At 73.6% G+C, this 23,078-nt stretch carries 23 protein-coding genes; all 23 read right to left on the minus strand.

Going from position 1 to position 23,078, the window contains the following annotated elements:
* Window positions 1-3: 3 nt before the first annotated feature.
* The 23 genes from VF746_21905 to VF746_22015 all read right to left on the minus strand — a co-directional run bounded on the left by VF746_21905 (window position 4) and on the right by VF746_22015 (window position 22,546).
* The gene (locus VF746_21905; GenBank protein HEX8695082.1) at window positions 4-216 is read right to left on the minus strand and encodes a hypothetical protein; all 213 of its coding nucleotides are present in this window, start codon (window positions 214-216) and stop codon (window positions 4-6) included.
* On the minus strand, window positions 213-1,103 hold the full coding sequence (locus VF746_21910) for a metallophosphoesterase (GenBank protein ID HEX8695083.1): 891 nt from the start codon (window positions 1,101-1,103) through the stop codon (window positions 213-215). The genes VF746_21905 and VF746_21910 overlap by 4 nt, the downstream gene beginning before the upstream one ends.
* A 346-nt stretch (window positions 1,104-1,449) precedes the next feature.
* Window positions 1,450-2,520: a tRNA (adenosine(37)-N6)-threonylcarbamoyltransferase complex transferase subunit TsaD gene (tsaD, locus tag VF746_21915; protein ID HEX8695084.1), complete on the minus strand. Its 1,071-nt coding sequence runs from the start codon at window positions 2,518-2,520 to the stop codon at window positions 1,450-1,452.
* Window positions 2,517-3,485: a hypothetical protein gene (locus VF746_21920; GenBank protein HEX8695085.1), complete on the minus strand. Its 969-nt coding sequence runs from the start codon at window positions 3,483-3,485 to the stop codon at window positions 2,517-2,519. The genes tsaD and VF746_21920 overlap by 4 nt, the downstream gene beginning before the upstream one ends.
* Before the next feature lie 4 nt (window positions 3,486-3,489).
* Entirely contained in the window at window positions 3,490-4,026 is a 537-nt protein-coding gene (locus VF746_21925) for a TlpA disulfide reductase family protein (GenBank protein ID HEX8695086.1), read from the minus strand.
* A gap of 517 nt (window positions 4,027-4,543) precedes the next feature.
* Entirely contained in the window at window positions 4,544-5,473 is a 930-nt protein-coding gene (locus VF746_21930; protein HEX8695087.1) for a PASTA domain-containing protein, read from the minus strand.
* Window positions 5,470-6,786 carry a 16S rRNA (cytosine(967)-C(5))-methyltransferase RsmB gene (gene rsmB, locus VF746_21935; protein ID HEX8695088.1) on the minus strand — a complete coding sequence of 439 codons (1,317 nt, stop codon included), beginning with the start codon at window positions 6,784-6,786 and terminating at the stop codon, window positions 5,470-5,472. Before rsmB ends, VF746_21930 begins: the two co-directional genes overlap by 4 nt.
* 138 nt (window positions 6,787-6,924) lie before the next feature.
* The gene (locus tag VF746_21940) at window positions 6,925-7,725 is read right to left on the minus strand and encodes a thiazole synthase (protein HEX8695089.1); all 801 of its coding nucleotides are present in this window, start codon (window positions 7,723-7,725) and stop codon (window positions 6,925-6,927) included.
* Window positions 7,726-7,946: 221 nt separating this feature from the next.
* Entirely contained in the window at window positions 7,947-8,180 is a 234-nt protein-coding gene (gene thiS / locus VF746_21945; protein HEX8695090.1) for a sulfur carrier protein ThiS, read from the minus strand.
* Window positions 8,168-8,797: a thiamine phosphate synthase gene (locus VF746_21950; GenBank protein HEX8695091.1), complete on the minus strand. Its 630-nt coding sequence runs from the start codon at window positions 8,795-8,797 to the stop codon at window positions 8,168-8,170. Before VF746_21950 ends, thiS begins: the two co-directional genes overlap by 13 nt.
* A 24-nt stretch (window positions 8,798-8,821) precedes the next feature.
* The gene (gene fmt, locus VF746_21955) at window positions 8,822-9,757 is read right to left on the minus strand and encodes a methionyl-tRNA formyltransferase (protein ID HEX8695092.1); all 936 of its coding nucleotides are present in this window, start codon (window positions 9,755-9,757) and stop codon (window positions 8,822-8,824) included.
* A complete protein-coding gene (gene def / locus VF746_21960) occupies window positions 9,754-10,251 on the minus strand; it encodes a peptide deformylase (GenBank protein ID HEX8695093.1) in 498 nt (165 codons plus the stop codon). Before def ends, fmt begins: the two co-directional genes overlap by 4 nt.
* A 101-nt stretch (window positions 10,252-10,352) precedes the next feature.
* Window positions 10,353-10,670 (minus strand): preprotein translocase subunit YajC, encoded by a 318-nt coding sequence (gene yajC, locus VF746_21965; protein HEX8695094.1) that lies wholly within the window; start codon window positions 10,668-10,670, stop codon window positions 10,353-10,355.
* Window positions 10,671-10,714: 44 nt separating this feature from the next.
* On the minus strand, window positions 10,715-11,926 hold the full coding sequence (gene tgt / locus VF746_21970) for a tRNA guanosine(34) transglycosylase Tgt (protein HEX8695095.1): 1,212 nt from the start codon (window positions 11,924-11,926) through the stop codon (window positions 10,715-10,717).
* Between the two features lie 69 nt (window positions 11,927-11,995).
* Window positions 11,996-12,880 (minus strand): acyl-CoA thioesterase II, encoded by an 885-nt coding sequence (gene tesB, locus VF746_21975; protein HEX8695096.1) that lies wholly within the window; start codon window positions 12,878-12,880, stop codon window positions 11,996-11,998.
* Window positions 12,881-13,072: 192 nt separating this feature from the next.
* Entirely contained in the window at window positions 13,073-14,311 is a 1,239-nt protein-coding gene (locus tag VF746_21980) for a serpin family protein (protein HEX8695097.1), read from the minus strand.
* Between the two features lie 327 nt (window positions 14,312-14,638).
* Complete coding sequence (locus tag VF746_21985) at window positions 14,639-16,003, minus strand: hypothetical protein (protein HEX8695098.1); 1,365 nt, start codon at window positions 16,001-16,003, stop codon at window positions 14,639-14,641.
* Window positions 16,004-16,009: 6 nt separating this feature from the next.
* Window positions 16,010-17,110, minus strand: a complete 1,101-nt coding sequence (gene ychF / locus VF746_21990; GenBank protein ID HEX8695099.1) for a redox-regulated ATPase YchF — start codon at window positions 17,108-17,110, stop codon at window positions 16,010-16,012.
* A 126-nt stretch (window positions 17,111-17,236) separates the two neighbouring features.
* A complete protein-coding gene (locus tag VF746_21995; GenBank protein HEX8695100.1) occupies window positions 17,237-17,812 on the minus strand; it encodes a hypothetical protein in 576 nt (191 codons plus the stop codon).
* Between the two features lie 172 nt (window positions 17,813-17,984).
* Window positions 17,985-18,791: a ceramidase domain-containing protein gene (locus tag VF746_22000; GenBank protein ID HEX8695101.1), complete on the minus strand. Its 807-nt coding sequence runs from the start codon at window positions 18,789-18,791 to the stop codon at window positions 17,985-17,987.
* A gap of 114 nt (window positions 18,792-18,905) precedes the next feature.
* Window positions 18,906-19,637 (minus strand): glycoside hydrolase family 25 protein, encoded by a 732-nt coding sequence (locus tag VF746_22005; GenBank protein ID HEX8695102.1) that lies wholly within the window; start codon window positions 19,635-19,637, stop codon window positions 18,906-18,908.
* A gap of 229 nt (window positions 19,638-19,866) precedes the next feature.
* On the minus strand, window positions 19,867-20,298 hold the full coding sequence (locus VF746_22010) for a class I SAM-dependent methyltransferase (GenBank protein ID HEX8695103.1): 432 nt from the start codon (window positions 20,296-20,298) through the stop codon (window positions 19,867-19,869).
* A gap of 478 nt (window positions 20,299-20,776) precedes the next feature.
* Window positions 20,777-22,546, minus strand: coding sequence for a sodium/proton-translocating pyrophosphatase (locus tag VF746_22015; GenBank protein HEX8695104.1), 1,770 nt, complete (start codon window positions 22,544-22,546; stop codon window positions 20,777-20,779).
* Between the last annotated feature and the right edge of the window lie 532 nt (window positions 22,547-23,078).

Consider the following 23,078-nt stretch of genomic DNA (forward strand, 5'->3'; position numbering starts at 1 on the left):
GGCCTACTCCTCCCCCGCCGCGCCGGCCGCGGCCAGCTCGCCGCGCACCAGGGCGAGCGGCCGCCCGGCGGTGGGCGGCTTCACGGACGAAGCGTGGGAGCGCGCGGAGAGGGCGCGGCGGACGTAGAGCGTGAGCGCCCCGGCCGTGAGCAGCGCGCCCGCGGCGGCCAGCACCAGCCGGAGCGGGGGGCGGCGCCCGCCTGCTTCGCCGTTCATGGGCGGGGCTCCTTGCGGTCGTCCAGGAAGATGGCCTCCACCTGCGCCTGCCCCTCGGCGTCCAGCGGCGGCCGGCCCCGCCGGAAGAAGAGGTGCCGGCTCACGGGGACGAAGTCCTTCGCGTCTTCGAAGTACATGTAGTGCGTCACCCGGATGGTGCGCTCGTCCAGCCGCAGCACGTTGAGCGAGTTCTTCTCGGCCTCGCGCGCGCGCCCGCGGCGCGAGGTGGACGTGCCGCTCTGCACGATCACGATGCCGTGCTCGCGGTCCATCCCCGCGTACACGTCGAGCGAGTTGCCGATGTAGGCGCGGTGCAGGTGCCCGCCCATGATCATGTCCACCTTCATGCGGGTGAAGGCGTCGAGCGCGCGCTTGGCCTTGGGCATCACGTCGCCCCCCTCCCAGTCGGGCGGCGGGGCGAAGTGGTGGTGCGCCACCACGATGCGGTAGTCGTTTTCCGGCACCCCCTGCAGCGCCTCGCGCACGAAGTCGAGCTGCCAGCGGTGGATGCGCCCGTTGGTGACGGCCCTGCGCGGCGCCGTGCTGTTGATCGACACGATCACCGCGCCCGGGATGCGCATCACCGAGTCCAGCTCTTCGCTGATGTACTGCCGGTAGTACCGGTACGGGTCGAACAGCCGCTCGAAGACGCGGTAGAGCGGCACGTCGTGGTTGCCGGGCGTCACCAGCGTGGGCAGCTTCGGCAGCCGGTCCAGGAAGGCGCGGGCGGCGGCGTACTGCTCGGGCTTCGCGCGCTGCGTGAAATCGCCCGAGGCCACGATGGCCGTAGGCGCCAGCCGCACCGCGAACTCCTGCAGCGCCTCGCCGACGTGCTCGACGTAGGGCGGCCCGAAGTGCAGGTCCGAGACGTGGAGGAGCGTGATCAAACCGGACGATCTTGGGTCTCGGTGTTTGCCAGCCTCGACTGCGCGAACCTGCACGCCTGACGCGACGGGCGTGCCAGGGCGGGCCAGGGCGATTGAAAGCGCGGCAACAACGGCGCGAAGTCCGCCTGCGCGGACTCCCACGCAAGGATCCGCCCGCGCCCCCGGACGTCGGTGCACGCCGCGGAATGCCCCCTCCCCCCGCCCTCCCCCGCTGCGCGGGAGAGGGAGCTAATTCGGTCGCGGCACCGGGCTTCGGCGCAACGCCGCCGGGCCGCACCGAGCCGTAAAGTACCCTCTCCCGAAGTCGGGAGAGGGTGGCGACGCGGTAGCGGCGCCGGGTGAGGGCCTAGCGCCGGACGCCGATCCGCTCGTCCACCAGCCCGGGGAACGGCAGGTCGGCGCGGGCGTTGAGGTCCAGGCCCGAGACCTCGCCGCGCTCCCAGCGGAAGAGGGCGGCGCGGGCGATCATGGCGGCGTTGTCGGTGGAGAGGCGCGGGCTGGGCGCGTACAGCTCGCCGCCGTCCCCGAGCCTCCGCCGCAGCTCGTCGCGCAGGGCGCGGCTGTTGGCGACGCCGCCGCCCAGCACCACGCGCCGGCAGCCGGTCTCCTCCACCGCGCGCATCGTCTTCCCCGCCAGCACGTCCACCACCGCCGCCTGGAACGACGCCGCCACGTGCGGCAGCTCCGCCTCCAGCCGCCCGGCGGCCTCCAGCTCGCGCACCAGCAGCCGCACCGCGTTCTTGAGCCCGCTGAAGCTCATGTCGTAGAACTCGGGCTCGCCCGGCTTCTCGCCCCGGCCCAGCAGTGGACGGGGGAGCCGGTGCCGCTTCGGGTCGCCGGCTTCCGCCGCGCGCTGGATCGACGGGCCGCCGGGGTACGGCAGCCCCAGGATCCTGGCCGCCTTGTCGAACGCCTCCCCCGCCGCATCGTCCCTCGTGGCTCCCAGCAGGTGGTACTCGCCCCAGGCGGGCACCCAGAGGAGCAGCGTGTGGCCGCCGGAGACCAGCAGCGCCACGAAAGGCGGGCGCGCACCCGGGTGCTCCAGCTCCGTGGCGAAGAGGTGCGCCTCCATGTGGTGCACGCCCACCACGGGCCGCCCCTCCGCCCACGCCGCCGCCTTCGCCCAGGCGACCCCGACCAGCAGCGCGCCGATCAGCCCCGGCCCCGCGGTGACGCCGAAGACGTCCACGTCGCCGAGCGCCACCCCCGCCTCGCGCAGCGCCCCGTCCACCACGTCGTCCAGCGTCTTCAGGTGCGCGCGGGAGGCGATCTCGGGGACCACGCCGCCGTAGAGCCGGTGGACGTCCTGCGTGAAGATCACGTGCCCCAGCAGCTCGCCGTCGCCCCGCAGCACCGCCGCCGAAGTCTCGTCGCACGACGTCTCGATCCCCAGCACCAGCGGAGCGCGCCCCGTCACGGCAGCCTCGGCGCGCCGGGCGGGGCCGGCGGCGCGGCGGGCGCCACGCGCACGCGCAGCGGCACCGTTCTGGCCGCCACCCCCGGCGGGAGTCCCTCGACCACCACCGGCGCCTCCACGCCCGCCGCCGGCAGCGCCGCGGGGAGGGAGTCGCGCGGGACCACGGCCCGCAGGGCCGCCGCGGTGACGCCGGCCAGCGCGCGCCGGCCGCCCTGCGCGTGCACCTCCACCTGCACGGGCGCCGAGCGCATCCCCTCCGGCGTCCACACCGCCACCCCGGGGAAGGCCAGGTCCTCCCTGCGGTCCACGCCCCCGCTCACCCGCACCTCGGGCGCGGAGAGGGAGACGCCCTCGCCCAGGCCCTCCACGTCCAGGCGCACCGGGTTGGCGAAGGTGCTGTCGTCGTCGCCGGGGACGATCTCGAAGGAGCGCGTCTCGACCGCCTCGATCCGGGCCAGCACGTCCTCGGGCCCCATCACGCGCACGGTGGAGGGCGAGACGCGGACGCTGTCGGAGAGCACCCAGCGCCGCAGCGAGCGGGCGCCGATGCGCGCGCGCACGGGCACCACCCTGCTCGCCAGCCGCTGCAGGTGCACGCGCACCACCGCCGGGCGCACGTCGCGCGCCTCCACCTCCAGCCGCTCGCGCGTGCGCACCATCGAGGGGTCCACCGTGAAGCTGCGGGCGCTGCCCACCTCGCGCAGGCGCAGCACCAGGGTGGGAGGGTCCACCGCCAGCTGCCACAGCTCGCGCCCGGGGCCGGTGAAGCGCACCCGCACCTCGGCCGGGTCGGCGCCGCCGGTCAGCACGTAGGCGGGGTCCTCCAGCACCGGCTCCACCCGCACGGGGATCCACTGCGACGAAGGCTGCTCGGCCGTCACCACCGCCCACAGCAGCAGGGCCAGCGCCAGCGCCGCCAGCTTCAGCCTCCAGTTCTCCGTCATCCCGCGCAGCGAGAGCCGCACACCGTCACTCCTTCAGCAGCCGCCGGATGAGCGCCACGCGGGTGGAGTCGTCCCACTCCGTGGCGCCGACCACCTTCTTCGCGATTCGTCCGTCGCGCCCGATCAGGTAGCTCTCGGGCACCCCCGTGGCGCGGTAGTCGCGCTGCACCTGGGCCGAGCTCTGGCGCCAGACGTCGAAGGTGAGCCCCAGCTCGCGCGCGAACGCCCAGGGGTCGCCCCCGGCGTACCCCATCGCCCCCAGCTGCCCCGGCGCCGCGTCGATGCTCACCGCCACGACACGCAGGCCCTCGGGCTTCAGCTGCCGGTAGAGGCGCTCCATCGAGGGCATCTCCACCTGGCAGGGCACGCACCAGGTGGCCCACACGTTGAGCAGCACCACCTGCCCGCGCAGGTCGGAGAGGCGCACGGGCCGCCCGGCCGAGTCGGCGGCGAGCACCTCGGGCGCGGGGCTCCCCACGTCCACCGGCAGGAAGCGGCCGCGCATCAGCCACCCCGCCCCCACCAGGAGCGCGAGCAGCGCCACGACACCCGCGACCGCCATCCACTGCCTGCGATTGCCGCTCGTCATCGTCCAACGACTGGTCGTTCAACTGCGAACTGCTGAACTGCGTGTTTGGGCGTGTCCCTCCGCTGCGCTCCGGGCCGGGCTGCGCGCGCGGTAAGGCAGCAAACAACGCTGCCCAACCGCGCCGGGCCACCGCCGCCACGATACCCCTGTGGCGGCGCCGTCCCGGCCCTCCGGGCGCGCATCCCTCACGCACGTGCCGGTCGGTGGGGTACCGACGCGGGGCCACCGCCGTTCCCCCGGTTGAAACCGGAGGCTACAACGGCACAAAGTCCGCCTGCGCGACTGCGATGGCGGGCCCGGCGCTTCGCCCCACCACCCTCGCGGCGCCGGCGCGGTCGAGGCATGCCTCGCCCCTACGAGCCGTTCCCGCGTCTCGCCCATCACGAGCGAAGCGAGGAGGTCCCTCCCCCAGGCTGTTTTGGGGGAGGGACAGGCGCCTCAGGCGCCAGGGAGAGGGCCCCGCGCCGGCATCCGCCGCAGGGCGCCAACCCTACCGCCGCCGCTCCGGGATGCGGATCGTGTCCCTCGGCTCCGCGGGCGGCGGCTCGGGCGGCGGCTCCTGGGGCTCGCCCGGCTCCCCGGGCTCCGCCGGCTGCAGGGTGTCCACCGGCACCACCACGGGCGGCGGGTTGGGGTCGGGGCCCGCCAGCACCACGCGCACCGCGCTCCCCATCCGCAGGCTGTCGCCCGCCGCCGGAGCCTGCGAGAGCACCGTGCCGCGCGGCTCGGCCGAGAGCGAGTCGTAGCTCACCCTCCCCAGCCTGAGCCCCACCGCCTCCAGCCGTGCCGCCGCGTCGCCCTCGTCCAGCGCCAGCACGCTGGGGACCAGCACCTTCGGCGGCCCGGCCGAGAGCGTCAGCGTCACCGTCCCGGGCATCGGCATGCGCGTGCCGGCCTTCGGGTCCATCCCCAGCAGCTTCCCCTCGGGGCTGTCGTCGACCACCGAGGCCAGCCGCACCCGGAAGCCCATCCGCTGCAGGAGCGCCACCGCGTCGTCCTTCCCCAGTCCGGTGATGGAGGGCACCGCGCGCCGCTCCGGCCCCTGGCTGACGATCACCTCCACCTCGCTCCCGCGCGCCGCCTCCTGCCCGGGGAGCGGCACCTGCGCCAGCACCCGCCCCGCGCGGACGGTGGGGTGCGAGAGCGAGTCGCCGATCTGCGCCTCGAGCCCCACCCGGTCGAAGGCGCGCCGGGCCTGCGCCAGCGTCTTCCCCCGCACGTCGGGCACCGTCACGATCGCCGAGCGGCCGAAGGGGAAGAAGAGGAGCGTGATGAAGACGTAGCCGAGCAGGAACCCCGCCAGCCCGCAGTAGATCACGTACTTGAGGATCTTGCGCTCGTTGAAGTACGTGGCCACCCGCTCGGGCACGCGGGGGCGCCAGCGCCGCCCCGGCGGCGCGGGCCGCGCGGGCGCCCTCACGCGCGCCTCTCCAGGCGGGCCGCGAAGGCGCCGTCCACGCCGTGGCGCTGCGGCAGCACGCACAGGCGGCCGGCCGCGTCCAGCAGCTCGGGCGCCACGGCGCCCTCCGCCGGCCGGGGCGCGAACTCCGGATGGTCCGCCAGGAAGGCCTCCACTCGCTCCTCGTTCTCCTCGCGCTCCAGCGAGCACGTCGAGTACACCAGCACCCCGCCGGGCCGCACCAGCGCCGCGGCCGCCTGCAGCAGCTCGGCCTGCAGCCGCGCGAGCGCCTCCAGGTCGTCCGGCGCCACCCGCCAGCGCCCGTCGGGGTGCCGGCGGAAGGTGCCCGTCCCCGTGCACGGCGCGTCCAGGAGCACAGCGTCCGCCGCCCGGAAAGGGGGAAGGCGCGCGTCCGCCGCCACCGCGCCGAGGCGCTCCGCCCACCCCACCCGCGCCGCGTTCTCCACCACGCGCTTGAGACGCCGGGGCGAGAGGTCCGCGGCCGCCACCCGGGCCGCGCTCTCCGCCAGCCCCAGCGCCTTCCCCCCCGGCGCCGCGCACACGTCCAGCACCGTCGCCCCGGCGGGCACGGCCGCGTAGCGCACCACCAGCGCGGCCGCCGGGTCCTGCACCACGGCCGGGATCGCCGCCAGCGCCTCCGCGGCGGACGCGGGGGGCAGCACCCGCAGCGAGTCGGGCGAGACCGGCACCGGCACCCCCTCCACGCCCGCCTCGTGCAGCCGCGCCGCCGCGTCGGGGAGCGAGAGCCCCAGCGGCCGCACGTACAGCTCGGGGCGCGCGTTGTCGGCCTCCACCAGCAGCCGCGCGTCGTCGGCCCCCCAGCGGGCGATCCACCGCTCCACCACCCAGCGCGGGTGCGAGCCCCAGGTGGCCAGGTGGCCGGCGGGGTCGCGCTCGAAGGCGGGGAAGCGGATCGACTCGCGCCGCCGCTGCAGGTTCTGCAGCACGCCGTTCACCAGCCCCGCCGCGCGCTCCGCGCCGCCCGCGCGCGCGAGCTCCACCGACTGCGAGACGGCGGCGTACGGCGGCACGCTCCCCATCTCCAGGAGCTGGTAGGCGCCCAGGCGCAGCACGTCCAGCACCACGGGCTCCAGCTTGTCCACGCCCCCGCGCACCAGCGCGCCCAGCAGGTGGTCGATGCGCCCGCGCAGGCGGAAGGTGCCGTAGACCAGCTCCTGCGCCCAGGCGCGGTCGCGCGGCTCCAGCCCCGCCGCGGCGTGGTCGAAGGCGCGGTCGGCCAAGTCGCCGCCGCGGACGCGCTCCAGCACCCGCAGCGCCGCCCTGCGCGCCGCCGTCGCCCGGCCCGTCTTCATCCGCCGCGCCCCGTCCGGCAAAGGAAAACGGTGCAGATCGAGGCGCGCGAGGAGTCCCCGACCGAGGCGTACGGGGTCGTACGCCGCGGGGAGCGGCGACGAGCAGCAACGCGGAGTTGCGCCATTTTCCGCAGCCGGTCAGTCGAGCATCCCCGCGAGGGGGGACGAGGGGACGGCGCGCTCCCGCTTCGGCATCCGCCCGGCGAGGTACGCGAGGCGGCCGGCCTCGGTCGCCAGCGCCATCGCGCGGGCCATGCGCACGGGGTCCCGCGCCTCGGCCAGCGCGGTGTTCATCAGGATCCCGTCGACCCCCTGCTCCATCGTGACCGCCGCGTCCGAGGCCGTCCCCACCCCCGCGTCGACGATAACGGGGACACAGAGGCGGGCCTTGATGGTGCGCACGTTGTAGGGGTTCACCAGCCCCAGCCCGCTCCCGATCGGCGAGGCCAGCGGCATCACCGCGGCGCACCCGGCGTCCTCCAGCCGCAGCGCGGTGATCAGGTCGTCGTTGGTGTAGGCCAGCACCGTGAAGCCGTCCGCCACCAGCTCCTTCGCCGCGCGGACGGTGGCCTCGGCGTCGGGGAGCAGCGTCTCCTGGTCGCCGATCACCTCCAGCTTCACCCAGTCGGTGAACCCCGCCGCCCGCGCCAGCCGCGCGTAGCGGACGGCGTCCTCGGCGGTGTAGCAGCCGGCCGTGTTGGGGAGGAGGAGGAAGCGCTCGGGGTCCAGGTGGAAGAGGACGCCCTCCTCCTTCGTGCGGTCGAGGTCCACGCGCCGAACGGCGACGGTGACCACCTCGGCGCCGGACGCCTCGATGGCGCGCACCATCAGGTCGTTGCCGCGGTACTTCCCCGTGCCGACCATGAGCCGCGAGCGCAGCGCCCGCCCCGCGATCACCAGGGGCTCGTCCATCACCTGCGGCTCCAGCACCGTCGCCATGTATCCCTCCACTGAAATCGAAGATCGACCCTCACCCCGGGCGGCCCTCACCCGGCCGCCTTAGGGCGTCCACCCTCTCCCAACTGCGGGAGAGGGTACTTTGCGGGCTCGGCGCAGGACGAATCCCATCGTCGCGCGCGGATCTCACCCCGGGAGTCCACGCAGGCGGATTTTGCGCCGTCGTAGCGGTGATTTCAATCGCCCTACTGGCCCCGACCCCCTCACCCGCCCCCGACGAAGTGCACCAGCTCGTACGCGTCCCCCGGCTCCACCGCGGTCGTCTCCAGCGCGTCGCGGCGCAGGATGTCGCCGTTGCGCTCGACGACCACCATGCGCGGGTGGAGGTCGAGGTGCGCGAGCAGCCCCGCCACGGTGAGCCTCGCCGGGACCTCGCGCTCGTCGCCGTTCACGCGGACGCGCACCGCCTCGTCCGCCGCCGTCTCTATCGTCGCCATGCCTTCAGGTACCTCGTCACTGCGTCAGCGGGATCGGAAGCGTCCCATACGCCACGAACCACCGCCACGCCCGCGGCGCGCGCAGCTCGCGCCTCGCGCGCCCGCTTCGGCGTCACGCCCCCGATCGCGATCGTCGGGATGCCGAGCGCGGCGATCTGGCGGACCAGCCCGGTCCCGGCGCCGGGCCGGTCGGGGTGCGACGGCGTCTCCCAGATCGTGCCGGCCAGCACGAAGTCCGCGCCGGCCGCGCGCGCGTCCCGCGCCTCGTCCACCGAGTGCACGGAGGCGCCCAGCAGGTAGTCCGGGCCCAGCACCCGCCGCGCGTCGGCCGGGAGCAGCCCGCGGGCGCCCACCTGCGCGCCATCCGCTGCGGCCGCGAGCGCCACGTCCACGCGGTCGTTGACCACGAGCCAGGCGTCCGCGCCCAGCACCGGGTCCCGCAGCGCGCGCGCGAGCTCGTACAGCCGCCGGCCGGACGCGCGCGGGGCGCGCAGGTGGAAGACGAGGTGCGGCCCGCCGCTCTCCAGGACCCGCTCCGCCTGGCGGAGGAAGTCCTTCCGCGCCACCACCGCGTCGTCGGTGACGACGTGCAGCGGCGGGATGGGATTCGGCTTCACGTCGGAAACCCACCGGCGCGGGGCTCAGCCCTCCAGGCCGAAGCGGTCGCCCACGGCAACGCCGCGCCCGCGCACCCACTCGCCGGCGCCCATGCGGCGCTTCCCCGGCGGCTGCACCTCGCGCACGCGCACGGCGCCCTCGCCCGCGGCGACCAGCACGCCCTCCTCGTCCGCCGCCAGCACGGTGCCCGGCTCGCCGGCGCCGCCCTCCACGCGCGGGCGGAAGAGCTTCACCGGGCCGCGCGCGCCGAGCGGGCTCCAGGCACCCGGGACGTCGTCGAGCCCGCGGATCCAGAGCGCCAGCTCCGCCGCGGGGCGCGTCCAGTCGAGCCGCGCCGACGCGCGGTCCAGCTTGGGCGCGTAGGTCGCCCTGCCGTGGTCCTGCGGCTCCTGGACGAGCTGGCCGTCCTCCAGGAGCGCCAGCGCCTCCACCAGCGCCTCGGCCCCGATCTCGGCCAGGCGCCCCGCCAGCTCGCACCCGGCCTCCTCCGGCTCGATCGGCTCCTCCACCCTGAGCAGCATCGGCCCCGAGTCGAGCCCCGCGTCCATGCGCATGATGGTGACGCCCGTCATCTCGAGCCCGCGGATGATGGCCCACTGCACCGGCGCCGCCCCGCGCAGCTCGGGAAGGAGCGACGCGTGGATGTTCACCGAGCCGAGGCGCGGCAGGTCCAGCACCTCGGGCCGGAGGATCTGCCCGTAGGCGACCACCACGGAGAGGTCCGGGTCGAACGAGCGCAGCCGGGCCAGGAAGTCGTCCCCGCGCGCCCGCTCCGGCTGCAGCACGGGGATTCCCTCCGCCAGCGCTTCCTCCTTCACGGGAGAGAAGTGCACCTCGCGGCCGCGCCCCGCGGGCCGGTCGGGCCGGGTGACCACCGCCACCACGTCGTGCCCCTCCTCGCCCAGCGCGCGCAGCGCCGGGATGGAGAAGTCGGGCGTCCCCCAGAAGACGATCTTCACGAGGCGAGCTTCCGGTACTTGCGCAGCACCATGTTGCGCTTGAGCGGCGACAGGCGGTCGATGAACAGCACCCCGTCCAGGTGGTCGATCTCGTGCTGGAGGCAGCGCGCCAGCATCGCCTCGGCCTCGATGCGCACGGGGTTCCCCGCGCGGTCCAGCCCCTCGACGGTGACGGCGAACGGGCGTTCCACCACGCCGGTGACGCCGGGGATGCTCAGGCACCCCTCCTCCATCTTGTCGAGCTGCGGGCCGGCCTCCACCACGCGCGGGTTGTACAGCGCGAACGGCTCCACGTCGGGCTCGTTGACGTCCACCACGATCACCCGCCGGGAGACGCCAACCTGGGGCGCGGCCAGGCCGATCCCCTTCTGCTCGTACATGGTCTCGAACATGTCGTCGATCAGCCGGTCCAGCTCCGGGTCCGGCCCCGCGACCTCTTCCGCCCGGCGCCGGAGCACCTCCGACCCGAGCAGCTCCACCTTGAGCACTGCCATCGTTAGTCCTAAGTGCTAAGTCCTTAGTGCCCAGTGCCCAGTGCCCAGGATTCAGTACCCGGCACTCGGCACTCGGCGCTCGGCACTTCTTTTCCTCGATCTTACTTCTCCGAAGCGGCCGGCGTGGCCCGGCGCGTGATGCGGGCGCGCTCCACCACCACGGTCGAATTGCCGGTGCGCAGCTGCACCGTGTCGTCCTTGATGGAAATGATCTCGCCGATCAGCCCCCCCGCCGTCACCACCTGGTCGCCCTTCTGCAGGCTGTCGACGAGCCTCTGGTGCTCCTTCACCTGCCGCCGCTGGGGGACGATCAGGAGGAAGTAGAAGATCGCCAGCATCCCCAGCAGGGGGAGCAGGTTCACCAGCGGGTTGGCCCCGCCCTGGGGTGCGCCCTGCAGCAGAATCGCCATCGCGTGCATCTATTCCGTCTCCGTCTCGAGTGTCCGCCGGTTCACTTTCGCACTCACGCACTTCCCACCGCCGCCCCCCGGAACCGCTCCAGCCACGCCCGGCTCCACCCGGCGAACCCGCCGGCCAGGATCTTCTCGCGCGCCGTGGCGGCGAGGTTCACCAGGAAGTGCAGGTTGTGGATCGAAAGCAGCCGCATCGAGAGCGCCTCGCCCGCCACGAACAGGTGGCGCAGGTAGGCGCGCGTGTACGTGCGGCAGGTGTAGCAGCCGCAGTCCGGGTCCAGCGGCCCGCGGTCGGTCAGGAAGCGGCGCTGCTTGATGTTCACCTGCCCCTCGGCCGTGATCCACACCGCCCCGTTGCGCCCGTTGCGGGTGGGCGCCACGCAGTCGAACATGTCGATGCCGCGGCCGATCGCCTCCAGCAGGTCGTCGGGGTAGCCCACGCCCATCAGGTAGCGCGGCAGGGGCGGCGGCAGGTGCGGCTCCAGCACCTCGATCATCCGGTACATCACCGGCTTGGGCTCGCCCACCGACAGCCCGCCGACGGCAATTCCGTGCCAGTCGCCCGCCGCCAGCGTCCCCCGCGCGCTGGCGACGCGCAGGTCGGGGTGGATGCCGCCCTGCACGATCGGGAACAGCGCCTGGCCCGCCCCGCGGTCGTCCTCGCGCTGGATCTCGTCGAAGCGGCGGCGGCAGCGCTCCAGCCAGCGCAGCGTGCGCTCGTACGCCTCGGTCGCCACCTCGCGGCTCGACTGCCCCGGCGGGCACTGGTCGAAGGCCATGATCACGTCGGCCCCCAGCGCGTGCTCGATCTCCATCACCCGCTCGGGGGTGAAGAGGTGGCGGCTGCCGTCGATGTGGCTCTGGAACTCGACCCCCTCCTCGCCGATGGTGCTGATGTCGGCCAGCGAGAACACCTGGAAGCCGCCCGAGTCGGTCAGGATCGGCCGGCTCCACCCCTGGAAGCGGTGCAGCCCGCCCAGCTCGCGCACCACCTCGTGGCCGGGGCGCAGGTACAGGTGGTACGTGTTCCCCAGGATGATCTCGGCGCCGAGCGCCTCCACCTCTTCGGGGGTGAGCGTCTTCACCGTGGCCTGCGTGCCCACGGGCATGAACACGGGCGTCCGCACCTGCCCGTGCGGGAGCGTGAGCGTCCCCGCGCGCGCGGCGCCCTCCGCCGCCTCGATCTCGAACTCGAACAGGGCTCGCTTCCGGCTCGGTTTCCGGTGGTCCCGGAGGACTCGCGGTCCTCCGGCACGGTTCACGGTAAACCGGTAGTTTGCGGAACCGGGGGGGAGAAAGCAAGGCAGGGAAAAACACTTAGCGGAGATGGATCACCCCTCCCGCCGCAGCCGGAGCAGCCCCTCCTGTGCGGTGGAGGCCACCAGCGCGCCATCGCGGGTGAAGATGGAGCCGCGGGTGAAGCCGCGCGCGCCGGCCGCGGTGGGGCTGTCGGTGGTGTAGAGGAGCCAGTCGTCCACGCGGAAGGGGCGATGCAGCCACACGGCGTGGTCCAGGCTGGCGGCCTGCACGTCGCGCCGCAGGAACGACAGACCGTGCGGCAGCAGCGCCGTCCCCAGCAGCCCGTAGTCCGACGCGTACGCCAGCACCGCCTGGTGCAGGATCGGGTCGTCGGGCATGGCGCCCTCGGCGCGGAACCACATGTGCTTGAGCGGCTCCCGCCGGTCCGGCGCGAAGGGGTTCACCGGGTCCACGGGGCGGAAGTCGATCGGCCGGTCCTGCGTGTACACGCCCCGCAGCGGCTCGGGGATGCGCTCGGCCATCGCGCGCACCAGGTCCAGCTCGCGCGGCACCGCCTCCGGCGGCGGCACCTCGGGCATCGGCGCGGAGTGCCCGATGCCTTCCTCGCCGACGTGGAACGAGCAGAGCATGCTGAAGATCTCCCGCCCCTGCTGGATCGCCAGCACGCGCCGCGTGGTGAAGCTCTTCCCGTCGCGGATGCGGTCGACCTGGTAGAGCACCGGCGTGTCCAGGTCGCCGGGGAGCATGAAGTAGCCGTGCAGCGAGTGCGCGGTGCGCCCCTCCACCGTCTGCCCCGCCGCCACCAGCCCCTGCGCCAGCACCTGCCCGCCGAACACCCGCCCCGAGCCGATGTCGCGGTTCTGGCCGCGGAACAGGTTCAGCTCCAGCCGCTCCAGCTCCAGCAGGCGGAGGAGGAGGTCCAGGGGCTGTCCGTCGGGGTCGCCTGTGCCGCTCATGCTGGCTCGTGGTTGCGGGAAAGACCGGCGGCTGCGCGCGCCAATCTCTCCTCGCCGCCCGCCGAGCACAACCAGGGCTCGCGGGAAGAACTCCCGCGAGCCCTGAAAGCACCTCTCTCTGCCTTCGTCATGTCCACCTTCTCCCAGACTTGGGAGAGGGTTGCCGCTCTAAGGCGGCGGGTGAGGGCTCCGTCAGTCGCCGAGCTTCGCGATCTTGCCGATGAAGAGGATGGTGCCCGAGAAGCGCTCCCGGATCGCGAAGACGAAGGGACGGTCGGCGCGGAACGACGGCGGGACGGACACGAGACCCACGTTGACGCTGGTGACGGCCGCGGCCTCGGTGCCCTCCTCGTTCACCTCCACGAAGCTCTTCTGCAGCACCTCGCTGACGTAAACGCCGCCCGCGGGGGAGAGCGCCGTGAAGTCGGCGGCGTCGGTGAACGCCAGCGGCATCCCCAGCGCCTTCAGCGCGTCGTTGAGGGTCTTCTCGTACGTCACCCGGAAGCGCGGGAGGAAGACGCTCATCTCCGTCTCCTGCACCCCGTCGAGCGCCGCGGTGATCTCCTGCCACCGCGCGGCGTCCAGCGAGCCCACCAGCGCGTCGACGCCGTGCCCCTCGCGGGGAAGGACCACGGTCATCACGAACGCGCCGTTGCCGTAGGGGAGGTCCACCGCCTGGTACTCGGGTCTCCAGACGTGGCGGTAGTTCCCGCCGCGGACCATCAGCGGCACGGTGCGGTCCACGCCGTCGGCGCCGTGGAAGGGCGCCTGCGTGGTCTGCGCCGGGTCGAACGCGGCGCGCCAGCTTCCCTTGAAGTAGAGCGCGTTGACCAGGAACATGATGTCGTCGCCGTCGATCTTCTCGACGATCTTGTCGATGCGGCCGCTGGTGGCCTGGCTCGCCCACCGGTTGATCGAGTCCACCGCGGCCGGCGAGCCGAAGTCCAGGCCGGCGGCCTTCGCGCCGAAGTACGTCCGGCAGGTCTCCAGGAACGACGTCTCGAACGGGAACTCCCGCCGGTACCACACCGAGTTGGCCAGGCGCACGTCCACGCCGCGGTCGAGCCCCAGCAGGAGCTCGATGAGGCTCCGGTAGCTCCCGTTCACGTCGGCCATCGCCAGCGAGCCGAAGCCGAGGGTGGCGCGCATCTCGTCCAGCGTCTGGCCGCGGGCGCCGTTCATGGTCATCCCCAGCGCCATGGAGGCGCTGAGCGGGGAGATGAAGACGTTCTCCGCGCCCTGCCCGCCCACCTGGCGGAAGAGGCCGAGCGCGAACTGGTTGCCGGCCCCCACCAGCGCCCGCTCGGCGTCGGTCAGCGGGCGCGGCAGCTCGGTCAGGGTGCCGGGGTCGGACGGGGAGCCCTCGCACGCGGCCAGGAGGGCGGCGGCGGCGAGGCCGGTGAGCGTGCTGCGCACGAGTGCACGTCCCATGAGCGGCTTCTCCGTATTGCAGTGGTGGGCTGAAACGGTGGGTGTTCGTTTCTCGCCGGTGAAACGTCCATCCCCCGCCCGGAGTGACACCCTCACGCGATGGAGCATCTCCCCACTCCCACCGTCTCGCCGACGATTCCCCTGCTACGCGGAGGCGGCGGCCGGACGCGCCGGTCTTCCACCTCGAACGGATCGAGCTGGAGGGAGAGATGACAACCTCGAAGAAGGTCCTGCAAAGATCTTTCCGGATCTCCGAACGACGAAGGCCCGCGTCCGCTGCGGCGGACGCGGGCCCAGGTGCGTACCCCCGCGGACCAGCCCGGCGGGCTACATCTCCATCTGCCCCATGCCCCGCATGGACTCCCCGACGGGCTTGAGCCGGACGAAGACGGTCAGCCCGGCCGGCGTCCTCGACCCGTAGGCCGGCTCGAGCGCTCCGGGGAGCAGGTTGATCGAGCCGCGCACGCCCGCGCCCAGCGTGGCCTTCGGCAGCCGCACCAGCTCCCGCACGTAGCCCAGCGCCACGGAGCCCACCGTGAAGGCGCGCTCCTCCGGGAAGCCTTCCAGGACCAGGTCCTCCGCGGTCTTGCGGACGACCTCGGCGCGGCCGAAGAACGCGTTGCGGCGGTCCGGCTCCAGGTTGCTCTCCAGCAGCAGGCTGGGGGCGAAGCCGCCTCCGTGGTGCCGGTTCGCCCCGAAGACCAGGGCGCTCGACCAGTTGCCCCGCTTCCCGAGCGCCCGGCCGTGGAGGACGGAGGCCGTCGCCCGCTGCATGTCCTCTTCCGGCTCGTGCGCCTCGGGGCTCCGGATCCAGGCGTACGAGGCGCTCAGGCTCCACGCGGACGACGGGTTGAAGGTGAGCCGGGCGGCGCGGGAGTCGAGCGCGCGGAGCTCGACGTCGGTGCGGTCCTCGTCCGGCTCGCGCCCGTTGAACAGCGAGCCCTCCACCTTCAGCCGCCGCGTGAAGAGCCCCGCCGTCACCACCCCGAAGGTGATGTGCGTGGCGTCCTGCCAGTGGTGGCCGATCGGCGGGATCGGGTCGTTCTGGGCCGACGGGCGGTGCATGAAGGCCACGGGGCTGGCCGCCGGCTCGCCCGAGGGCGCCAGGTAGAGCGAGAGGCCCAGGTCGCGCGTGAGCTCGCGCTCGAAGAGGACGCCCAGCTCCATGAAGAGGTCGTGCGGGTGCTGCCGGTCGTGGATCGGCTCGCCCCGGAAGGTCTCGCCGGACTGCAGCAGGAGCGGGTAGCCGCGCCCCGAGACGGTCCACGGCTCCAGCGTGAGCATGGTGCGCAGCTGCAGGCGGCCGCGCGGCAGGTTGCGCGTGGCCATCAGCATCGCCCAGTTGATGCTCCCCAGCTGGTCGTCGCCGCGCGCGCCGTACTGCCGCTGGTACTGGCCGAACGCCACGCCGTGCACCATCACCGACCACTCCCCCGCCCGGAAGCGCACGAAGGGCATGATCGACTCGTCGGGGAGCCAGCTCGTCCCCGAGCCCATGCGGTCCACCGGGATCCCCAGCGGCCCCGTCATCTCCGCCATCATCCGCGCGTGCTCCCCGGCGCTCATCCCCATCGCCGCGCGGGCGCGCGCGGTGTCGGGGCGCGCGGGCGGGTGCTCGTGCTGCGCGCGGAGGGCCGGGGCCAGCAGCAGGGCCGGCAGCAGGAAGGCGTACAGGACGGCTCTACGAATCACGACAACTCACACGTTGAAGCGGAAGAGCAGGATGTCGCCGTCCTTGACGACGTACTCCTTCCCCTCGGAACGCATCAGCCCCTGCTCGCGGGCGGCCTTCACCGAGCCGGTCTTCACGAAGTCGTCCCACCCCACCGTCTCGGCGCGGATGAAGCCGCGCTCGAAGTCGGAGTGGATCACCCCCGCCGCCTCGGGCGCCCGGGCGCCGACGGGGATCTCCCAGGCGCGCACCTCCTTCTCGCCCGCCGTGAAGTACACGTGCAGCCCCAGCAGCCGGTAGCTCTCGCGGATCAGCTTGTGGAGCCCCGGCTCGTCCAGCCCGAGCGACTCCAGGAACTCCGCCCGGTGCGCGTCGTCCAGCTCGGCCAGCTCCGACTCGATCTTGCTGGAGATGGGGATCACGTGCGCCTCCTCGCCGCTCTCCTCCACCGCCCTGCGCAGCGCGCGGACGTGCTCGTTGTCGCCCTCCGGCAGGTCGTCCTCGGCGACGTTCGCCAGGTAGAGCACGGGCTTGGAGGTGAGGAGGTTGAAGCTCTTGAGCAGCTTTCTCTCCTCGTCGCCGACCTCGACGCTGCGCGCGGGGCGCCCCTCGCCGAGCGCGGCCACCAGGCGCTCCAGCAGGGCCAGCTCCGCCTGCGCGTCACGATCGCCGCCGCGGGCGGTCTTGCGCACGCGCTCCAGGCGCTTCTCGGCCACGGCCAGGTCCGAGAGCACCAGCTCCAGGTTGATGACCTCGCGGTCGCGCACCGGGTCCACGCTCCCCATCACGTGCACCACGTCGGGGTCGTCGAAGCAGCGCACCACGTGCACGACGGCGTCGGTCTCGCGGATGTTGGTGAGGAACTGGTTGCCCAGCCCCTCGCCCTCGCTGGCGCCCTTCACCAGCCCGGCGATGTCGACGAACTGCACCACGGCCTTCACCACGCGCTGCGGCTGCACCTTCTCGGCGAGCAGGTCCACGCGCGGGTCGGGCACCTCCACCATCCCCACGTTCGGCTCCACGGTGCAGAACGGGTAGTTGGCGGCGTCGGCCCCCGCGGCGGTCAGCGCGTTGAACAGCGTCGACTTGCCCACGTTGGGCAGCCCCACGATCCCCAGCTTCAGCATGTCTCGACAGTCGATCAGAAGACGATTCGGGCAAACGAACAGGCCGGGCGCCCCAGCGGGAGCCCGGCCCAGCGCTCTGAATCTAACGAATCGTCCCGCTCGATTCAACGAGCGGCGCCCGGCCGCTCAGCGGTTCGCCCGCGCCACGGCGCTGTCCGCCAGCATGCCGGCGATCTGCCGCTCCAGCACGCCCTTGGTCATGCAGCGCACGGGCGTGCTGCTGGCGGTCTGCTGGCGGCCGCTCGCCTCCAGCCAGGTGCTGACCTTCGCGGCTTCGCCGGCGGGGCGCACCTCCGTCACCACGCTCATGGTGATGGCGTACGTGTCGGCGTCGCCCGCGTAGGTGCTGCCGCACTCGATGACGCGCGAGAGCGGGCGGCCGCCCAGCCGGCGGTGCAGGCGCAGGTTCTGGCGCCCGTACCTCCGCGCCGCGGGATCCTGGCTCATCACCCCCGCGCCGTCGATGCCGAGGGCCGCGTAGACGCGGGGGAGCGCCGCCCACACCCGGTCGGCGCTCGCGTTCACCGTGCCTTCGGCCGGGCGGCGGTCGATGTCCAGCTCCACATCGGCGGCGTCGCCCGAGCGGGCGGCGGTCTCGTCGCGGACCACGACGCGGCCGTCGCTGGGCGGCGATCCGCCGGAAGCGGTGGAGGCGCAGGCGGCGAGCAGGGGCAGCAGCAAAAGGGGACGCAGGCGGCGCATCAGGGGCTCCGTGCAGAGGTGGGTGGGGCGGGGCGTGACACCGCGGTCACACAAACTATGCTGCGGGAAAGCGAAGCGGCCAGGGTTCTCGTTCGGCCCCGGGGAGACGCCCGCTCGCGGAAGCGCGCGGGGGGGTGGCGAAGGCGCACGGGCGGAGATGGACGGCCCTGCGTCACCCGGGAGCCGCGCGCGCGTCCACTTCGGATGCGTAGTAGCCGAAGACGAGGAGCGACGCGGCCGCGCCCGCCACGTGCCAGAGCGCGTGTCCCTGCAGCCAGCTCGAAGGCGAGCACGCGCGGTGGGTGATGTCGAGAACCCAGATGCCGAATCCGACCGCCATCAAGAGAAGCGCGAGGAGGAGATGGCGCCCCTGCAGCTCGCGAGTCCTCCGCCGCCGGACCAGGGATTCCGGGACCAGCGCGGAGAGCAGAACGGCGGCGAAAAGGTACCTGCGGAGTGCCGGCACCGCGTACAGGAGGCTCGCCAGCAGCGCGTTCAGCGCTACGTAGCCGAGCACGACCGTAACCGTCTTCAGCCGGCGTATTCTCGCGAGGTTGTAGAGGAAGATGAACGTGGCCAGCAGGTACATCCCGAACACGTCGAAGAACTGCCCGGCGAACGTCAGCGATGCGTGATAGAAGGCGCTCCCGAAGCCGATCAGCAGGACGGCGGTCCCGTAGACGGCGCGGTAGGCGGGGTTTCGGGTGATCGGATTCACGCCGTGGCCCGCGCCCCGCGTGGCGCCGCCCGCCAGGATCCAGGCGCCCACGAGCACGAAGCCGGCGGACGACAGCGCGTTCGCCGGCTGGCGGATGGAGCCCGGCCGGATCAGCTCGCAGAAGCAGCGGCCCGGCATGCACGTGGCCGGCCGCCAGTCCGCCCAGGAGAGGCTGGAGGAGTCGAGGAGCAGGTAGAGCGCGAGAAAGGCGAGCGGCGGCGCCCCGAAGAGCAGCGCGTGGACGATCCTGCGCGGAAGCATCGAATCAGCACGCCGCTCGGCCGGAGGAGGATCACCACATCGTGCGACGATGGATTCTGCGGGCGAAGCGCGGGAAGTCAACCACGCCGTTGCCGCCGCCTCCGGTGCCGCGCGTCAGTGGTGGCGGTGCCCGTCGGCCTCCACGAAGCGGAGGAACTGGGCGCGGGTGCCGCGGAAGCGGTTGACGTCCACGCGCCTGCCGATGCCGTCCACCCGCCCGCGCGTGGTGTACTGCCAGAACGTCCACCGCCCCCACTCGCCGGGCACCCGCGGCGCGCTGCTGCGGTAGTGCGCGATCCAGAGCGCGTGCCGGCGGAAGCCCCCGCCCTCCAGCCGCCGCGCGAACCGGGGGTTGGTGTAGACGATCGGCCGCTTCCCCGTCTCCTCCTCCACGATGCGCAGCCAGGTGCGCACGCCCCGCCGGAGCCGCGCCGAGCCGATGCCGCCGTGCACCTCCACGTCCAGCACGGGCGGCAGGTCGCTCGGCCCCAGCCGCACGGTGCGGAGGAAGTGGCGCGCCTGCCGCGCCGGGTCGGTGCCGGGGCGGTAGAAGTGGTACGCGCCGCGCACCACGCCGGCCCGCTTCGCGCCCCGCCAGTTGCGCGCGAAGGTGGGGTCGGTGAGGTCGCCGCCCTCGGTGGCCTTGATGAAGGCGAACGCCACGCCGTCGTCCTTCACCGCGTGCCAGTCGATGCTGCCCTGGTAGCGGGAGACGTCCACGCCGCGCAGCGAGCGCGGCGCCTCGGCGGCGGAGAAGAGCGGGCGCGCGGCGAGCAGGAGGCCCGCGCTGGCCGCGGCCGCGGCCCAGCGCGCGCGCCGGGAGCGGAGCAGGTGTGCGATCTTCATGGAGGTGCGGGGAGTTGCGACGAGAAGTTGCGGCGCTCGGTACCCGCCTGCGCCGCGCGAAGATCCACCTGCACAACGCAGCACGGCGGCCCGCGGATTCACGGCCCGCCACCGTGACCCTTCCTGTCGACATCCGGAGTCGAACAACGAGCGGGCCGGGCGCCCGTGAAAGGCACCCGGCCCGCTTCGGTCATCCCGCCGCGCTTCCGCCGTGGCGCGGCCGGTGCGGTCAGAGCTCCAGCTCGATCACCTGCGGCTCCTGGCCGCTGGCGGTCTCGCCGGGGCGCAGGACGCGGACGGCCAGCATCTGCGTGCGGCGCTCGACGGGGACGTTCAGGACCGCCGCGGCCACGCGCGTGGTGAACTTCGGGTCCTCGAACTCGCCCAGGATGATGGCGTTGGCGCCGAGGCGGCCGGCCTTCTTGCGCGCGGCCTCGATCATGTCGTGGTGGTTGATCACGTCGGCGTTGGCCGAGACGAAGAGGAGCGCCACCTTCTCGAAATCGCCGGGGACGTCGGACTCCGCCTGGTAGACGCGGACCTGGCCCCGCGGCACGGGCTCGTAGTGGGTGCCCTCGCCCAGGCGCGAGGCGTGGACCTGGACGCACGCGCCGAGCGCCAGCGCGAGGGGAAGCGCGAGCAGAAGCGACTTGCGGCTCATATGAACAGACTCCGGGTGGACGGCTGGGTGGAGATCGGCCCGCTTGCGCGGGGTTGCCGGCAGGGGGCTCACTCAACACGAATGCCAGTCGGAGGGATTCCGGGTACGGAAATGTAAGCGATTACACGATAACGAGATGCGATTCGAATCCGATCCCCGGCTCCGGACGCGCTCCCTTCCCCCTGTCCACGATTCAGGTCAGCTCGCGCCCAGCCGATGACGGGCGGAGATCCGGATTTCCAGAACGAGATGTCATCCCGAGGGGAGCGTCGGCGCAAGCTCCGTCCGGCACCGCGGCCCGGACGCTCGCGAGGGATCTACCCGATGCGGCCGAGGAGCCGGCAGTCGCGCGCGAAGGCCGGCCACCAGCACGGTCGAGTAGATCCCCCAGGCGCCGCCGAACCGCGGTGCGGAGGAAGGGGTCGGTGCAGCGGCGCCTTCGGGATGACATCCGATGGATGTCACTCCCGACGACCATTCACCCGAGCAGCGCCGACACGGCGTGGCGGAGCGCGTCGAGCATCAGTCCGCCGTCGGGCTCGCCGGGGGGGCCCTTGAACTGGGTGTTGACGGCGAAGCGCAGGAAGAAGGGGACGAGCACCAGCGAGACGGCGCCCATCAGCTTGAGCGCCACGTTGACGGCCAGGCCGGCGCAGGCCAGGCGCTCGCCCGCCCCGTCCCAGGCGTGCACCAGGAAGAGCGAGAGCGGCACCCCGGCGACGACCGCGCCGGCCAGGAGCCCGCAGAGCCCGTCGAGGCCCACCAGCGCCCCCGTCAGCACGGGGACGGCGACCGCGATCAGCCCCGGCACGATCAGCCCGCGCAACGCCGCGCGCCCGGGGTCGGCGCCCGTGCGGAGCGCCGCCATCAGCACCAGCGCGGCGAAGACGAACGGCGCGGCCCCGCCCACCAGGAGCCCGGCCAGCACGCGGCCGGAGAACACGTCCACCCACTCCAGCAGCCCCTTCGGCGCGGAGCCGACGCCCGCCGCCAGCGCCAGCGCCGCCAGCCCCGCCGCCGCGCTCGCGAACGCCCGCCCCGCCGCGCCGGCGTCTCTCGTTCGCACCGCGTCCGCGTCCGCAGCCGACGCATCCGCCGGCGCTGTCACCGGCGCCACCGCCGGCACGTCCAGCGCCGCCGCCGCGGTGACGCCGAGCGTGGCGACGATGCCCACGGCGGCCAGGGCGACCCCGTAGAGCCCCGCCAGCGCGTAGCCCACCCCGGCCGCCACCGCCAGCGCCGTCACCGGGAAAGCCGTGGCCGCCAGGCCCACCGCCGCGCCGGCCGCCGGATCGGGCTCGGCCACGGCCGCGTCCGCCGCCCGGCCCCGGGCGCCCAGGCCACGCGGGAGCCAGCCGATCGCCACGCCCGCCAGCGCGCCGGCCAGGAGCGCCCAGTACGGCCCGTCGTAGCGGTAGACGGTGCCCACCTCGTCGGTCATGTCGAAGCCGAGCCGCGTCGCCACGAACCAGGCGGCGACGAGGAAGACGGCCGTCGCGGCGAGCACTGCCGCGCGCAGCCCCGCCCCAGCGCCGCGCCGCCTGAGCGCGCGCGCCAGCGGGAGGCAGAGGGCGGAGGCAACGAGCCCCAGCGCCAGCGCCAGCACCGGGAAGCTCACCGCGGCGATGCGGTTGTCGTAGCCCTGCAGCGACGCGTCCGTGGCGCCGACGGCCCAGGCGGCGGCGACCGCGCACGCCAGGCTACCGAGGAGGTCCGCCGCGCTCCCCGCGGCGCGCCACCCCGGCGAACCGCCCGCGCAGATCCCTCCGCCCACGCGCAGGAAGAGCGCGGCCAGCGCGGCGCCGAGCGCGAACCCCGACGAGATGTCGACGAACTCCTCGAAGCGAACCTGCTGGGTGACGCCCGCGTACGTGATCCCGAAGTAGTAGACGATCCCCAGCCCCAGCAGCCCGAGCGAGGCCGCCGCGAGCCCCACCGCCGCCCCGCGGCCGGGCCCACTTCCCGCCCTGGCGCCCACCCACAGCGCGAAGAGCCCCGCCGCCGCCGCCGAAGCCGCGCCGATCCCGAACGCCGCCGCGGTCTTCATGCGGATCACCAGCGACAGCAGCACGATCCCGAGCACGACCACCGCCGCGAAGGCGATCCCCGTGCGGCGGAGAAACGGGCCGGGGGCGGCGCGCGCCGCCTCCCCCGCCGCGCGCGCGCCGCGCAGCGCCAGCACCGCGGCCAGGGCCAGCCCGGCGAGCCCGAGCAGCCACACCCAACCCGCGAGGTCGATGATCGTCAAGGACCAACCTCAGGCGATGGTGGTTCGACTCCCCTCCGGAGCGCCGCGTGCCCCTGAAAACAACGTGCCGGACGGTTCGCCGGGCATCCGCGCGGAGGCCGGCAGCCCCCTTCCTGGCGCCTGGCGCGCCTGTCCCTCCCCCGAGAACCCCCGGGCCATCGTGGACGAAGCGGCGGCCGGAATCGGTGCCGCTACCGCGCCCCACCCACCTGCCAGGGGGAGAAGATCCCTCGGCCCTGCCGTCATCCACGCGGACGCTGGTTCCGTGTGGCCGGGGCCCAGACCGTGTGAAAACCTCGGCAACTGGGAGTTGCGACGGTTTTCAAGAAGAGCGAGACGCGAAATTCGGGGTGAGCGGCCTGAGCAGCGTCTCAGATGCGTCTGGAGAGCTGAGAACCCGCTCCTCTGGAGCCTTGAAGACGACGCAAACGGCTCAGATCGGCTGCGGAACGGGCATTTTACCGCTCCTCAGCACCTCCAGGAGACACTCCACCCCAAGCAGGTTCAACACCCGCCTCAGGTTGTACGCCAG

The organism is Longimicrobium sp. (assembly GCA_036389795.1).
Lineage (GTDB): Bacteria > Gemmatimonadota > Gemmatimonadetes > Longimicrobiales > Longimicrobiaceae > Longimicrobium.